Raw genomic sequence first — 14,733 nt, 5'->3', positions numbered from 1 at the left:
ATTAACAGACCGTCATTTGGCCGTTCTATCACGTATAGAAATTAAAAAGAGGAAAAATTATGACAACTAAGGGTTCATTTTACGTTAAAAATAATTCCAGCGATAAAATCACCGGATATGTGAGATTTAAAGACTCTCCGGAAATGGAAGTCCGTTTCGACTTGAATACTGGCGAACAATCTGAATCTGCTAGTTTTGAATCCGGTGCCGCGACCCATGACTCCTGGTACTACAGTTTCAAAAAGGCAGGTGAAACCTATACTGGGGACAAGTCCTGTGCATACTATGCAAAAGACGAAAATAAAGGCCCCGTCGCTGTGGAAATCTTTAATGATAATTTAAAAATATCTCCACCACTTAGCGGTTCTTGTGAGAAAACTTTATAGCCGCTTACCCGATTCATCACTTCGCCCGAGACAGTTGCACGACTTCTCGGGCAGTTTCATTTCTCGGTATTTGGATTGAAAACCCTCCCCATTTTCAATCACAATCTGAAATTGTTAACTTTATGTTCTCACTTTATATCACCACTGCAAGATAATCGAATCAATACAAATCACTTTTAAAATCAACTTTAAATCTAGAGTAACCAAGATTGAAAAAATAAATATATTATTGAGTTCTAAGATCAAAGAGTTTTACTTAATACATCACTTTTTATTTTAACTCTATCAACTGATACTAAACTGCTACTGACGTTTTTTGATTGAATGCTTAACTTAATAGCATGCGCTTATCTCCATGGCTAAAACCATTATTAAAGCGCAATTCTTCTATATCCACGTAATCTCTAAGCATTTGATTCAGAGAGTTTCTTGGATATGCATCATTCAAAATAAACAACGGAAAGCATGGCTATGTGTACAGATGTGAATATCAATTATGGTTGCAACAACCAAACCTTATCCGCTAGAACCATGGAGTTTGCAGTTAACCTTCAGACCGAGATTTGGTTTAGAGCCCAACAAACTTACCAAATTACGACCTTTACTTCCGACGGAAAAGCCGACCGTGTTTTCAATGGTCAGCCGCCAAAACGTCACAGTAAAGAATGTGAGTTTCGAGCAAATTGGCAGGGAGAGTTGAGCTTCATACACTGCAACGCCATTACCCGGTATAATAACCCTCTTTTAACAGCTGATGGCATTAATGAATCTGGCCTTTCTGTTGGCTCACTGTACTTGCCCATTCTCAATCAAAATGTATCGACCTCTCACATCCCTGATGATGCCTTTGCATTAGGCAGCGGCCTGTTTGGTACTTTTATCTTGTCTACGTTTAATACTGTGGACGAGATGGTGACCTACTTCACCACCCACCCCGTTTACGTGTTTAACTCGACTATTTCAACTGGTGAAACAGAGAGTGACAACATGGCTTTGGACCAACATTTCGTGATTCACGATGCAAATAATGACAGTGCAGTCATTGAGTTTCTTAACGGTAATATGCATATCTATCGAGCATTCAAAGAAAGCGATATGTTCAGCAAAGAGGAAAATCAGCAAGCACGCTATCAATGTACCGAATACGACTTTGATGATTATAAAGTGGTTGTGGACCACTCCTACGTTGGAGTAATGACTAACTGCCCAAATTACCATTGGCATGTCAATCACCTCTCTTATTTTTCCAATTTGCGCAACTACAACCCAGAACCGAACAATGAAGCAACCATGCAACGTCATGTCCAAGTGCCTGGCCCACTTCAATCAATCAATGGCGCTGGCTTGATGGGCCTACCCGCCGACCCAACACCGCCGTCTCGATTTGTACAAACCTATGCAATTAAGCAGTTAAGCGAACAACCAACTAACTTCGACGAAGCCTTCTCACTCGGACAAAAGCTACTTAATCGCGTTGATATACCTTTGGGCATCATGGCGAATGAGTTTGAGACATCCGATAACCCTGAAGTCTTTTTTAGTGATATCACCCAATGGAGCGTTATTAGACATAACAGTCATCAGTCACCCGCGTTCTATCTGCGTACTTACGGAGACATGACTTGGCGAGTAGCCAATGTCAAAGACTATATTGGATTAAATAGAGACTGTCAGATTTCAAGCGTTTTACAGCTCATGCCAGTTACAACATCATTACCGTTTGAACAAGTCGAATCTCGACCAACTATTAAAATCGCTTAGAGTTAATTTTGAAGCGCAAACAAATGAGAAGCAAAAAGCCCCGCTTTCTAAGCGGGGCTTTTAAAAGACAAAACTGCTAAATTCACTATTCTTAATTTATCTGGGACTAAACAAGATAATCGCTATAAATCTAATAAAAAAGCCAGAGTAAGAAATCAATCTCACTCTGGCTCATAGCTGCATATAGTATAGTTTTATCTGCTATAGATATAACGTATGGTTGCTTTTACACTTGTTACATTCAGTCGATTTACTCTTTACCGAACACGTTGTTCTCTTGTTCTTGAACGCGGATGAATGTAGTACGCTTGGTTAGCTCTTTAAGCTTTGCTGCACCCACGTATGTACAAGTTGAGCGAACGCCGCCAAGGATGTCTTGGATAGTGCCGTGAACACTTCCACGGTAAGGTAATAGTACGGTTTTTCCTTCGGCCGCACGGTAGCCAGCAACACCACCTGAGTGCTTCTCCATCGCGCTCTTAGAAGACATGCCGTAGAATTTCATGAACTTCTCGCCGTCTTTCTCGATCACTTCGCCGCCTGACTCTTCGTGGCCCGCTAACATGCCGCCTAGCATAACAAAGTCCGCACCGCCGCCGAATGCTTTGGATACATCACCTGCGCATGAGCAACCGCCGTCACCGATGATCATGCCACCAAGGCCGTGCGCTGCATCGCCACACTCGATGATTGCAGAAAGCTGCGGGTAACCAACACCCGTTTTTACACGAGTTGTACAAACTGAGCCAGGGCCAATGCCTACTTTCACGATGTCTGCACCAGCGAGGATCAACTCTTCACACATATCACCAGTAACCACGTTACCCGCAGAAATCACCTTGTCTGGGAACTCTGCTCGCACGCGTTCAACATACTCGACTAAATGCTCTGAGTAACCATTTGCAATATCGATACAGATGAAAATAAACTCATCTGAAAGCGCCATAATATCTTTGGTTTTTTGGAAGTCTACGTCAGATGTTCCCGTAGACACCATTACGTTATTCAGGGTTGCTTTATCGGCTGATTTAGCAAACTCAGCCCAATCTTCTACCGTGTAATGTTTGTGAACAGCAGTCATTACACCATGCTCAGCTAGCGCTTTAGCCATTGCAAAGCTACCAACCGAATCCATGTTTGCTGCGATTACAGGCACACCAGACCATTGACGACCACTATGCTTGAATGTAAAATCGCGGGTTAAATTTACTTGAGAACGGCTCTTAAGGGTAGAACGTTTCGGGCGAAACAGTACATCTTTAAAACCTAACTTAAGTTCTTGTTCGATACGCATTGTGTAATTCCTTGATTCATATGTATATGTGTCATCTCAGAGTGCGTAGTGATTTCGTTGGCAGACGAGTTCACTGTTCTTCGGACACAAAAAAACCGGAGCGTTGGCAGACGCTCCGGTTTTCAGCATTATAGGCTGTGATTTATTTCCTACAAGTCTGATATTTGAATTTTTTTTGTGATACCATCTTGATAATCGCATATCAAAAACACTCCTCAAGTCGTTATTTTTCTCATTATTTATAATTATCAACAACTTAAGAAAACGTTTAAGTTAACCTATTGCGCAAACCTTTGCGTCATACCTTTAAAATGAAAACGCATCACCTCTCAAATCTGCCTAAAACTCAATCACCTAATACTAAGATGCGCTGCTAATTCGGAAAAAGTACTCCAAAAAATCGATCATTTTTTCATAGTGATGGGCGAGATCTAGCTACGTCCTATCGATTTGTTGAGTAATAGCGGTACGAAGTGTGCCTATAACATCACTTGCCAAAAGACCAATTTGACCATGCTGACTCACGTTTATATCCGCAGCATGACTGTGGAGTACCACACCTAAACGTGCCGCAATGGAAATGGGTAACCCTTTAGCTAGCAACGCACCAATAACACCAGATAGCACATCTCCCATTCCGCCCGTCGCCATTCCGGCGTTACCCGCGAGGCAGACGTACATTCTCGTTCCATCGTAAATAAGTGTTCCCGCGCCTTTTAAAACCACCACACCGCCATAACGCTCTTGCAGTTGTCTTGCAGCAGAATATCGGTCACTTTCTATTTGTTGAGTGGTCACATTTAATAGTCGAGCTGCCTCTCCAGGATGCGGCGTGATCACTCGCTGGTTGTCACACACCAAAGTGCCATCACATCGTTGGCTTAGCATCGCTAGAATATTGAGCCCATCAGCATCAACAACTTTAGGTTTCTGTTCTTGAGCCAGATATTGATAGGCTTGATAAGCCCACTCATCATCACCAAAACCTGGACCAAACACCAATACTTCAGCCCAGCGAATGCGTTTGGTTAAGTCATTCTCAGTATCCCTGAGTAAGTCGGCGGTGATGCTTTGGCTCATTACTTCTGGGCAGCCAATCTGTAGCGGAATAAGGCTACTCGGGTGAGTAATTGCGGCAGTTAAACCCGCTCCGGATCTAACCGCAGCGGAGGAACATAAGCGAATCGCTCCTGACATACCTTGGTTACCACCGACACAAAGTAGTTTGCCATTGTCACCTTTGTGTGCTGTCGGGTTTGGCTTGGGCATTAACCTTGAAACAACCTGATGATCAATACCTAGTGCACTTTCTACTTCGATAGAATCAAACTCAACATTTACACCCAACCCACAAAAGTGGAGTTCACCAACTCGATCTCTCGCTTGTCCGGTGCACAAGCCTTGCTTAACACCAATGAAGGTTACAGTATGCTCAGCATGAATGGCATCGCCTAAAATAGCACCTGTATTTGCACACAACCCGGAAGGAATATCGACTGCAATCACTGGGGTGTGAATTTGATTGATTTGCTCAATGTAGCGACGGTACTCCGAACGAACCTCACCACTTAAACCAGTGCCTAACATGGCATCAATGATCACATCGGCTTCTAGCAATGCGGTATTCCACTCATCCCAATCATTGTTAACACCATCGATGGACTGCCAATCTTGATATGCGCGTAAAGCATCACCTTTGAGCACAGTCACATCACCAAGTTGGAAAACCTGTACATTGAGTTGCGCTTGTTTAGCAAGCGAGGCAAATACGTATCCGTCACCACCATTATTCCCTTTGCCACAAATGACTAAGATATTTTTTGATTTGGGATATAAGTGTAAAAAACGCTCATACACAGCCATACCTGCGCGTTGCATTAGGCTATACATAGAAACACCAGCCATTTGCGCTGCCAGCGTTTCACCGTTTTTTACTTGTTCTGCGGTGTAGAGTTTTAGGGCGAGATTAAAGTCCATCTTCACGTTCTGCGCATTAGGAAACACAATTATAAGTATACAAAAAAGCCAAGGCGAACCTTGGCTTTTGAGAAAGTTTTTTATCGCTACTGACTCTGAGACATCAATGCTTCAGCCGTCGCGTCTTGTATAGATAAAAACAATGAATTGATTTTCCCAGTCGGGGTACGCATGGGGTTCAGCGTAACGTTCTGGTACATAAACTCCGCTTGCTGAGTAACAGGGCGTACGTTACGGCAACGGAACAAGTAAGGACGCTGGCGCCACGTAATAAAGCTGCGGCAACCTAAATCATACACGGGCTTTGTTTTTAACTTAAACCATTCCTGCGGGATTTCAGGGAAGATATCAAAGATAGAACGACCAATTGCATCATGAGATTGCAAACCACTGTGATGAGTCATAAACCCATTCCACACTTGCACATTATAATCTCGGTCAATGACGACGAGCCCCATGTCGACGTTTTGCACCATGTCGACCATCCAATGGAATTGTTCAAACTCTGCTGGCATATTCAACATTAGAACTCCTCCATTAGATATGACAGTTTGTTATCGAGCAGCGGCAAAGATTCATCGACGAACATAAACAATAAATCACAACGGATTGACGTTCCCTCAATGTTGTAGCTCACCTCGAATGTCATGGTGCGGCTGAATGCGCCCGTCGTAGACTCAATGATCGAATCAATTGATATATGCTGACCAAGAAGCACTGGAGGGCTTTGGAAGAATCGCACTTCAGATTGTTCGCCTAAGCCATTTAAGAATGACCCCACCAAGATATTGGAAATATCCATGAGCAGCTCAAGCTCTTCCAGTTCGTCGCTGTCAGCTGGCACTTTCATCAACTTCTTGAGATCCGATACGCTCGAATCGCTCAAAATCACCAGCGCTTCACCCGCAATACCTTCGCCACAAAAGCCCTGACAAACGCCCGATACGTTATCATGCGACGCTAAGTCACGGAGTGCCATGTGTAGTTCGCTCACTTCGAAGATATTAACGTTCGGGAGCGGTAATTGCACAAACACATCAAAATGACGCGCCAATGCATCTGCGGCTCGACCAATAGAGACGTTCGCCACTTCCATATAAATATCGCGACGACGTAAAATCGGTAACTCAATAGAAACAGGCGTGATAATTTGAGGACGAGGCTCTGGCTCAACCAACTCTTTAAGCGCATTCTTGAGTTCATCTTTGGCGATCGGTTTTTGAATAAACGCTTTTGCACCCAGTGCGAACACGCGCTCTTTCGCTTTAGGTTGGATATCCCCCGACACCACAACCACCGGAGTTGTATTCCCTAACCGCTGCATGTTTTCTAGTGTTTCAAAGCCATCCATTTCTGGCATGGTCAAATCAAGAAACATCAATTTAAACTCGTTCTTTTCGAGTTCTTCTAGCGCATTTTTTCCGTGGATAGCAAACGTAATATCGGCATTCAATGTGGCTGGTAGTGATCTCGCCATCTGTTTGCGTGCTAACGCTGAATCATCACAGATGAGTACGGGAAAAGACATTCAATCACCTTTTTATATTCCACAATCTGCGCCGGAGTCTAACAGATTGTTACAGCATGTAATACGAGAAAACTGACGAGTTTTTATTTCTTTTTTATTCAATAAGCATACGCAATATGAATGGATGAGTGAACAAAATGGCGAAAAAGCAAACATCCCATTCGCTGTTTAGTGACATGAAACAAACATGGATAAAACGCCTCCATTAAAAATAAGCACAAAGTTGCATTTTAAATTAAAAATTCGTTTTTACTCCCACTCTATCCGCTCAGTATGAGTACTGGGGAAATCGGTATCACGTAGCAATAAAAAAGCACCCTTTTATAGGGTGCCTTGAATAATGTATTCATCAATAAAGTGTCACTTCTATGGCACACCGTGACCTTTAGAAGCCACCCATACGCGATACCATTGCTCACGAGTCAATTCGATATTCAGCGCATTTACTGCCGTTTGCACACGCTCAATCTTACCAGAGCCAATGATTGGAATTGGGTTAGATGGCAAACGGCGTACCCAAGCGTAAATCACTTGGTCAATGCTAGTCGCGCCCACTTCTTCGCGAATCGCTTCTAATTCGTTGCGAACACGAACGGCTTGCTCACTGTCACCACTGAAGATTGAGCCACCACCGAGGCAAGACCAAGCCATTGGGCGCGTACGCAGCATTTGCATTTGATCAAGCGTTCCATCATGTGCAACTTCAAAATTAAGCGGGTTGATTTCCACTTGGTTAGTCACAAGAGGCTTACCTAAACGAGATTGCAGCAGCTCAAACTGACGTGGAGTAAAGTTAGATACACCAAAGTGCTTCACTTTACCCACTTTGTGTAACTCTGAGAATGCTTCAGCCACTTCATCGGCATCCATTAACACGTCAGGGCGATGGATTAAAAGCACATCGATTTCGTCCACATTCAAACGCTCAAGCGAGTTATTCACCGATTGGTAGATGTGAGCGGAACTTGTATCGTAGTGATTGATCTTACGCTCTGGTGTTTTATCTCCGCACAGGTTGATATCACACTTTGTGACGATCTGAATCTGCTCTCGCACGCTCTTATCGAGAACAAGTGCTTCACCAAACAACTTCTCACACTCGTAATTACCGTATATGTCTGCGTGATCGACCGTGGTAATGCCTAACTCAATATGTTGCTTGAGGAATGACAAACGCTCTTGAGCAGTCATGCCCCAATCAACTGCACGCCAATATCCTTGGACCAGCTCTGAGAACTCAGGGCCTTTTGGTGCAGTCACAACTTTTGCAACCATGGTTTTTCTCCTTCAATTGATCTGCATTCATCGTAGTCTTGTTTTCACATCGGCTCAACGGGTAAACTTTGGCAATTCGAACTGGAGTACGAAATATGTCTTTTGCCCAACGCCTAGCCACCTTGATCGGAGAAGAAAGCATCAGCGGATTTGCACGACGCGTTGATGTGTCTGAAGCTTTAATACGCAAATATTTAAAAGGCAGTGAACCGAGCCTAACGAAAGCAAATCAAATTGCGATGCGAGCCAACTGCTCTCTTGAATGGTTAGCGACCGGATGTGGTTATTTATATCGCCGCGCTGAAGTCGTAGATATGGATGCGTACAAACTTGCATTTCAACACGTTATGAATCAGCCGTTGACAGATGAGGCAGAAGAACAGCACCGTAAGCTCATCGCTGGCTATCAATACCTGCGTGCGCACAAAAAATCGGATGGATTTTTAGACGAGTCTGCGATGGCGACCTTCCTATCTCTCCATAAAGAATCTAAAAACGAGTCACTTTAACATCGATAATTTCGCCATCGCTGTGCAATTCCACATTTAAAGACGGTGATGGCGACGAAAACTCGTCCGGTTTTACCCAAAATAAGCTTCGAATCGTTTCTTGCGGATAGCGGTTTATCAACAAGATAACTTCTTTATCGACAAGCTCAGAAGATTTCTTTTCCAGCGCTTCAACGACGTCATAGTGTTCTTGTCCGATAGTTATGTTGCGTAAAACTAATCCGTCTTTTCTTAAATTGAGGATTAAGTCATTGAGACTTTGCCATTGATATTCGGTCAAAAAAGAGAACTGAGCACTGTCCTTTCCCAAAACAACTTCACCATACAGATGCTGCTGATAGTACGAAAAATCGTCCAAACAAAATGTGCTGATATACGTTGAAACATCTTGCTGCTGCACGTCACAGCGATACCAGCTTCCCCTTGTCTCTATACGCTCTTTTAAATTGGAGTACGGCATTGAAGACAACGTGTCCTGCCACCAACTCGGCGTCGAAAATGCTGGAAACGTTACCGAAAAACAACATAAAGAAAACAGGACTCGAGGATAAAAGCGCATGAATTACTCTGGTTGATTAACATCGAACCCAGACATTACCGACTAGTAGAAATTGTTCAAGATAAAAATAGTGGCAGGTAGTGCGGAAAGTTGTAGAGCAGAAATTAAGAAGGCGCACATTTGCGTGCGCCTCTACCTCGTTACTCAATCGTGAGTGTGCGAATCGAAGATGTCTATTGATGCATCCCGAACATAAAACGAGGACTTACCGTAGGGTTTGAATCCATCCAAATTGTGTGTAAAACCTCACATCCCTCCTTCTGAAGCAGTCATGTTGCTTTACACCTAAAGCATGGTTCATTTTGCTCAAAAAACAAGTTTTTTATCCCAAATTATGAGAGCAATAGCACAGTTTTGGTGAATGAATGATATCGCGACACTTCGAACACTCAATAGTGAAAAGCTAAATTGCATCTTTATTGATTAGGTCTAGACTCTGCGAAGCGTATACTTTCTCGCGTCCCTTCCACCAGCAACAGGAGAACTTGTTAATGACCAAACGAGAGAGAATTGTGAAATCTGTGTTAGCGCACGTACCGAAAGATGCGATTAACCAGTTTGTCTCTCGAGGGTCCACACCATTTTCTGTCCTGATTATGGCCGCAATCGTTGGCACACTAGCTGGTTTTGTCGGCACTTACTTCGAACTTGCGGTTCATTTTGTTTCTGAAACCCGTACCGAATGGCTGAGAAGCGAAATCGGTAGCGTACTTCCTCTTTGGCTTGCTGCTGTACTGATCAGTGCTCTACTTGCTTTTGTTGGTTACTTTCTTGTTCACCGCTTTGCTCCAGAGGCTGCGGGATCAGGCATCCCTGAAATTGAAGGCGCGATGGACAACATTCGCCCTGTGCGTTGGTGGCGAGTCCTGCCAGTAAAATTCTTCGGCGGCATGGGCGCACTTGGCTCCGGAATGGTGCTCGGTCGTGAAGGCCCAACGGTGCAAATGGGCGGTGCTGTCGGTCGAATGGTGACCGATATTTTCCGTGTGAAAGATGACGATACTCGTCATTCCCTACTCGCTTCAGGTGCCGCTGGTGGTTTGGCTGCCGCCTTTAATGCCCCACTCGCTGGCATTATGTTCGTTGTCGAGGAAATGCGACCTCAGTTTCGCTATTCTCTGATCTCAATTCGCGCGGTGATCATCTCTGCTATTATGGCCAACATTGTGTTTCGTGCCATCAACGGGCAAGACGCTGTCATCACAATGCCGCAATATCACTCTCCAGAGCTTCAGTCCCTTTGGTTATTTTTATTGCTTGGCGCATTGTTTGGCGTATTCGGAGTGATCTTCAATAAATTGATTACCGTGGCACAAGACAGTTTTGTCGCAATTCACAAAAACGATCGTAAACGCTATTTAATCGTGGGTTCACTACTTGGTGGCATTTTTGGTCTGCTTCTCTTATACGTGCCGCAGCTAACTGGCGGTGGCATCGGCCTTATTCCTGATATTACCAATGGCAACTACTCGGTATCCGTTTTAGTTCTGCTTTTCTTTGGTCGCGTCATCACGACGTTGCTATGCTTTGGCTCTGGTGCGCCGGGCGGTATCTTTGCACCGATGCTTGCTCTGGGGACCTTGTTTGGCTATGCATTCGGAGCGAGTGCTGATGTGTTGCTTCCTACGCTTGATATCGAACCTGGCGTATTTGCTATTGCGGGCATGGGGGCCCTGTTTGCTGCAACGGTACGCGCACCGATCACGGGCATTTTGTTGGTGATTGAAATGACCAATAACTACTACTTAATTCTACCACTTATCATTACTTGTTTAGGTGCCGTGATTATTGCTCAGTTGTTTGGCGGACAACCGATTTACAGCCAGTTGCTACATCGTACAATCAAAAACGATAAGTTACGTCAGCAGGATCTTCCTGAAAACCAATCGACATAATTCTCGCTTTGTTATTATTTCGCTCCAAACTATCGAAGGGTTTGGAGCGATAAACTCTACATTTTTACATCCTTTCCCAAATATTCGATACCAAACTCACAAAAATACCATTCTCTGATATTTCCTCATCACCTTTCATGAGTAAGCGCTCTCTAAACTTGCTAGTATTCGCTACTCAAATAGAGCATTTCATCCAAATCATCACGTTTCGTTTCATTCAGGAAAAAATCAAATGGAGTAGATTTGAACTGGAGAAGACTTGTGCAGTTTTATAGCGTTCCGCCGTCTCAAGCCGCGTTAGCGCTAGGTATGATAGGTTTAGGACAAGCTTGGGCACTCTATGTCCCTGAAATTGGTGAACCAATACGCCCATTTTTAGCGTCACTCGGCGCGCTTTTACTCGCCCCTGTGCTGATAAAATATGCCACGAATCCACGATTATTTATGGTCGACATTCGTCACCCATTGAGCGGTAGCTTAATGGCACCCATGAGTATGGCGTTACTAATCCTTGCAGATTATCTTGCTTCTGTAGCGCCAATCATTGCTTATCCACTCTGGTTTATGGCACTTTTGCTGCATTTTACTATGATGGTACTGTTTTTTAGCTTTCAGCTAATGAACTTCAAAATGTCGAATATCGTACCTAGCTGGTTTCTCTATCCAGTGGGACTGATCAGCAGCTCATTAGCAGGCTCCCAATTGGGTCACAACCTATTCTCTGAAACCTTAGCGATGATGTGCATTGGCATTTATTTTTTTATGTTACCGCTGGTGCTCTATCGTTTGGTGTTTTTCGGATCTCTACCGAGACGAGCCAGGCCGACCCTCGCAATTATGGCCGCACCGGTAAACTTGTCATTGGCGGCATACTTGGTGAACTTTCCCCTGCCCGATCCGATACTGACTGGCGCATTAGCAGGGATTGCTATCACAATGACGTTATTGATCTACCTGTGTTACTTCCGCTTACTTCGATTGAAGTTTCAACCTTCTATCGCGGCGGTAACCTTTCCTTCCGTGATCAGTGCCATTGCGATGCACCGCTTAACCTCCTTTTTTGCCGAATCGCACCCACATTGGCACTGGCTACACGATTTTGGCTTTTTAGAGCTCAGCATTGCGACTGTGTTGGTGGTTTGGGTATCGGCAGGTTACATCAAAATGTATTGGCCAGAAATCGTTAAGTCGCCCTCTAAACAAGCATAAAAAAACGGCCTCATCTGAGGCCGCTGTTTATCTCTATCAATAAGACATCAACCCGCAAACTTCGCCATGAAGTTCCCAATGTTAGTCAAACTCGATGCTGCCATTACGATAACAATCGCTGCTCCAGTTAGCGTTAAGTACATTGGGTGTTGGTAGTCACCGACAATATCTTTGCGTTTTGTCGCAACCAATACAGTGCCCAAAACGATAGGAAGAATAATGCTGTTCACTAGGCCCGCTAGCATCAAAAGAAGAATTGGCATGTCCATGGTCACCGTGCCTAGCGAGGTTAGGATAATGAAACCAACACACCACGCTTTCTCGTTTCGCGCCACAACTGGGAAAAGCGTCTTAATTAATGATATAGCCATGTAAGAGTTGCCCACCACAGACGTGATGGAAGCTACAAACAGTACTAAGCCAAAGATGAAGTAACCAAGCTGGCCAGCGCCTTGACGGAAAGCATCCGCCGCAGGGTTAGCCGTATCTAGCGTTGCGCCTGTCGCGATAACGCCAAACACCGCTAAAAACAGTAGGACGCGAATAACCACCGCAATAGAGATACCCGCCCACGCTGTTGAGGTGATGGAAGGCACGTTCTCTTTGCCTTTCAAGCCGATGTCTACTAAGCGTTGTGCACCCGTGTAGTAACCGCCAACTGCGCCGCCAACGATAGTCAACGTAGGCAGAAGCAAACTACCAACATCCATAGGCATCACCGCTGCACTTAGTGTCTCTCCCATCGGAGGTAAGCTCGTCATAGCCACGTATGCGATCAGAACAATCATGAACAAGCCAAGGTAGCGGGCCATTTGGTCCATTCGTTTGGAGGCGTTATGAACCACAAACAACAAACAGCCAACGACACCGGTAAACAGTGCGCCCCATGTTGTGTCCACGCCCGTTAGCACATTGATGCCTAACGCTGCGCCACTCACGTTGCCAAAGTTAAACGCCACTGCACCAAGCGCAAGGAGAATACCAACACCATAACCCATGCCGGGTGCCACTTTGTTCGCAATGTCTTGGATTCGCATGCCAGAAACGCCGACAATACGCCACAAGTTCATCACAATACCAAACGTGATAAAAATGGAAGCCAAAACTGGAAATGCCATGTCGACTTTGTAGATATTTGTGAAAACTGCGGTTTGAGTTAAAAAGCCGGGACCCACAGAGGTTGTCGCCATCAAAAAAGCGACACTGAGCATGGCTTTCTTTTGCCAACTGCTTTCTGTAACTGGAGCTGAAATAGAGGAGGTGCTGATAGTGCTTTGTGTAGTCATGCCGAGTCCCAAATTTGTTGTCTTTCTATTATTAGAAAAAAGAAAGACAACTGACCGAGATCAGCTGAACTTAGAGAAATATCTCTTTTTAAAACAAACGATTACAAGTTGCAGCCGTTCATTGGGCGCATATATTAAGAGCAACGAATGTGACTGTCAATACACAATTGCATAATTACTATTTATTGCGACTCACTTGACGATGATTTGGATATAAAAGATATAAAAGATATAAAAAAGGATGGCAACTCGCCATCCTCTCTCAATTTTATTTGTCGATTTGATTAACGCAGGCCATGCAGAAATTCAGCACGGGTCGCTGGGTTGCTCTTAAAAATACCACCTAACGCTGTAGTCGTGGTTTCACTGGTGGCATCCATCACACCGCGTGATTTCACACAGTAATGCGTCGCGTCGATAGTCACCGCTACATCGTCAGACTCAAGCAATGTTTGCAAAGCAACAAGGATTTGCTGGGTCATACGCTCTTGAACTTGAGGGCGTTGCGCAAAGAAACGAACAATACGGTTGATCTTAGACAAGCCAATGATCTTACCGCGAGGAATATAAGCAACAGCGGCTTTTCCGTCGATTGTCACAAGATGGTGTTCGCACGTACTGGTCACAGTAATGTCTTTCACGCGAACCATTTCGCTCACGTTCATCTTGTTTTCGATAACGGTGATCTTGGGAAAGTTGGAGTAATCCAAACCAGAGAAAATCTCGTCCACGTACATTTTTGCAATGCGGTGTGGCGTTTCCTCTAAGCTATCATCCGTAAGGTCGAGCTGAAGCAGACCAAGAATCTCACGCATGTGGTATTCAATCTTTTCCTTCTTCTCTTCACGGCTAACGGCATTAGGGCGCATTGGTGTTTCTAACCCGCGTTGCTCTAGCGCTTCTTTCACTAACTTTGCTGACTCGCTAAGACCTGACATTCCACTTCCTCTTTTGTAACTACCACTCTCGGTGTGAAATACAATTGCCGTGTTTTCATCCCGTAGCGTTAAAGTCGCTCAGTCCGATGTTTATAACGCCAAGGCACATAACAAGA

The 14,733-nt window shown here is 44.4% G+C and carries 13 protein-coding genes; 5 read left to right on the top strand and 8 right to left on the bottom strand.

The features are described 5' to 3' along the window. Positions 1-59: 59 nt before the first annotated feature. Positions 60-386, top strand: coding sequence for a hypothetical protein (locus NDJ01_RS21285; RefSeq protein ID WP_047008149.1), 327 nt, complete (start codon positions 60-62; stop codon positions 384-386). Positions 387-851: 465 nt separating this feature from the next. After that, positions 852-2,147, top strand: coding sequence for a linear amide C-N hydrolase (locus NDJ01_RS21280; RefSeq protein ID WP_005387693.1), 1,296 nt, complete (start codon positions 852-854; stop codon positions 2,145-2,147). Positions 2,148-2,397: 250 nt separating this feature from the next. Here NDJ01_RS21280 and NDJ01_RS21275 read toward each other — a convergent pair whose 3' ends face one another. The 5 genes from NDJ01_RS21275 to NDJ01_RS21255 form a co-directional block, all read right to left on the bottom strand. Next, on the bottom strand, positions 2,398-3,441 hold the full coding sequence (locus tag NDJ01_RS21275; protein ID WP_124007731.1) for a GMP reductase: 1,044 nt from the start codon (positions 3,439-3,441) through the stop codon (positions 2,398-2,400). A gap of 435 nt (positions 3,442-3,876) precedes the next feature. Then, complete coding sequence (locus NDJ01_RS21270; RefSeq protein ID WP_258587288.1) at positions 3,877-5,418, bottom strand: NAD(P)H-hydrate dehydratase; 1,542 nt, start codon at positions 5,416-5,418, stop codon at positions 3,877-3,879. 86 nt (positions 5,419-5,504) lie between these two features. Then, positions 5,505-5,942 carry a PAS domain-containing protein gene (locus NDJ01_RS21265; protein WP_005396081.1) on the bottom strand — a complete coding sequence of 146 codons (438 nt, stop codon included), beginning with the start codon at positions 5,940-5,942 and terminating at the stop codon, positions 5,505-5,507. Continuing rightward, positions 5,942-6,946, bottom strand: a complete 1,005-nt coding sequence (locus tag NDJ01_RS21260; protein WP_006741121.1) for a response regulator — start codon at positions 6,944-6,946, stop codon at positions 5,942-5,944. The genes NDJ01_RS21265 and NDJ01_RS21260 overlap by 1 nt, the downstream gene beginning before the upstream one ends. Positions 6,947-7,312: 366 nt before the next feature. Beyond that, positions 7,313-8,221, bottom strand: a complete 909-nt coding sequence (locus NDJ01_RS21255) for an aldo/keto reductase family oxidoreductase (protein ID WP_085343916.1) — start codon at positions 8,219-8,221, stop codon at positions 7,313-7,315. 95 nt (positions 8,222-8,316) lie between these two features. Here NDJ01_RS21255 and NDJ01_RS21250 point away from each other — a divergent pair, with 95 nt between their 5' ends. Beyond that, complete coding sequence (locus tag NDJ01_RS21250; protein ID WP_139060822.1) at positions 8,317-8,730, top strand: helix-turn-helix transcriptional regulator; 414 nt, start codon at positions 8,317-8,319, stop codon at positions 8,728-8,730. On the opposite strand, the gene NDJ01_RS21245 is transcribed toward NDJ01_RS21250, so the two are convergent. After that, on the bottom strand, positions 8,711-9,289 hold the full coding sequence (locus NDJ01_RS21245; protein WP_171058475.1) for a hypothetical protein: 579 nt from the start codon (positions 9,287-9,289) through the stop codon (positions 8,711-8,713). The genes NDJ01_RS21250 and NDJ01_RS21245 overlap by 20 nt on opposite strands. Before the next feature lie 491 nt (positions 9,290-9,780). Between NDJ01_RS21245 and clcA the strand changes: the two genes are divergently transcribed. Next, positions 9,781-11,184: a H(+)/Cl(-) exchange transporter ClcA gene (gene clcA, locus NDJ01_RS21240; protein WP_005396086.1), complete on the top strand. Its 1,404-nt coding sequence runs from the start codon at positions 9,781-9,783 to the stop codon at positions 11,182-11,184. A 261-nt stretch (positions 11,185-11,445) separates the two neighbouring features. After that, the gene (locus NDJ01_RS21235) at positions 11,446-12,393 is read left to right on the top strand and encodes a TDT family transporter (RefSeq protein WP_048624849.1); all 948 of its coding nucleotides are present in this window, start codon (positions 11,446-11,448) and stop codon (positions 12,391-12,393) included. 47 nt (positions 12,394-12,440) lie between these two features. On the opposite strand, the gene NDJ01_RS21230 is transcribed toward NDJ01_RS21235, so the two are convergent. Both NDJ01_RS21230 and folE read right to left on the bottom strand, forming a co-directional pair. Continuing rightward, complete coding sequence (locus NDJ01_RS21230) at positions 12,441-13,679, bottom strand: NRAMP family divalent metal transporter (protein WP_104973519.1); 1,239 nt, start codon at positions 13,677-13,679, stop codon at positions 12,441-12,443. Positions 13,680-13,963: 284 nt separating this feature from the next. Next, positions 13,964-14,617, bottom strand: coding sequence for a GTP cyclohydrolase I FolE (folE, locus tag NDJ01_RS21225; protein ID WP_006741127.1), 654 nt, complete (start codon positions 14,615-14,617; stop codon positions 13,964-13,966). Between the last annotated feature and the right edge of the window lie 116 nt (positions 14,618-14,733).

It is taken from the genome of Vibrio sp. HS-50-1, assembly GCF_024747315.1.
In the GTDB taxonomy this organism is placed as follows: Bacteria; Pseudomonadota; Gammaproteobacteria; order Enterobacterales; family Vibrionaceae; genus Vibrio; species Vibrio diabolicus.
This window is presented reverse-complemented; position numbering and strand designations above follow the sequence as displayed.